Source organism: Tsukamurella conjunctivitidis, from assembly GCF_007858475.1.
Taxonomy (GTDB): domain Bacteria; phylum Actinomycetota; class Actinomycetes; order Mycobacteriales; family Mycobacteriaceae; genus Tsukamurella; species Tsukamurella conjunctivitidis.
This window is the reverse complement of the sequence record NZ_VIGX01000187.1, coordinates 1-597: the sequence shown is the minus strand read 5'-3', so window position 1 is coordinate 597 and position 597 is coordinate 1. Positions and strand designations below refer to the sequence as shown.

The following is a 597-nucleotide window of genomic DNA, read 5'->3' as shown; positions in this document are numbered from 1 at the left end:
CCACCAGGGCCGCACGCCGACCCTCCATCTGCGCCGCGATCACCGTGGACCCCGACCCTCCGAACGCATCTAGGACCAAAGCGCCACGGGCGACCGAGTTTCGGACCATCGGCCGGATGAGTTCGACCGGCTTCATAGTCGGATGGAGTGCAGACGCCTTCGGCTTCCCAACCTCGAACACGGTCGACGCACGATTGTCACCATGCCAATGAGGACCACCCCGGCCGAGGCGACCTTCACCCCCCTCGGTGAAACCGTAGGCAATATGGTCGAACTCCTTCTCCGGGACCTCGGCCGACAGGATCGGCTCATGTCCGTTCTGGTAGTCCGAATGGCCTAGGACGAAGCGTCCCTTCACCCACACCAGCGCCTGGCGCATCACATACCCCGACGCCGCGAGCGCCAACTCCAGGTAGGTGCGCTGGGTCTCGGCGTGGCATATGTAGACGGCTCCGCCGGGGCGGATCGCTGAGCGAGCTGCGGGGAGGAACGCCTGGACGACCTCGCGGGCTTCGCTGGCTCCGTCGTTCCTGATTGTCAGGCGATCGTCGGTCCCGCCGACGTACTCGACGCCGTAGGGAGGGTCCGTCCACATGG

At 65.8% G+C, this 597-nt stretch carries 1 protein-coding gene; it reads right to left on the bottom strand.

The genetic code is table 11. The features are described from left to right. The coding region (locus FK530_RS24965) for a DNA-methyltransferase (RefSeq protein ID WP_146489483.1) at positions 1-597 on the bottom strand (597 nt) is incomplete at both ends.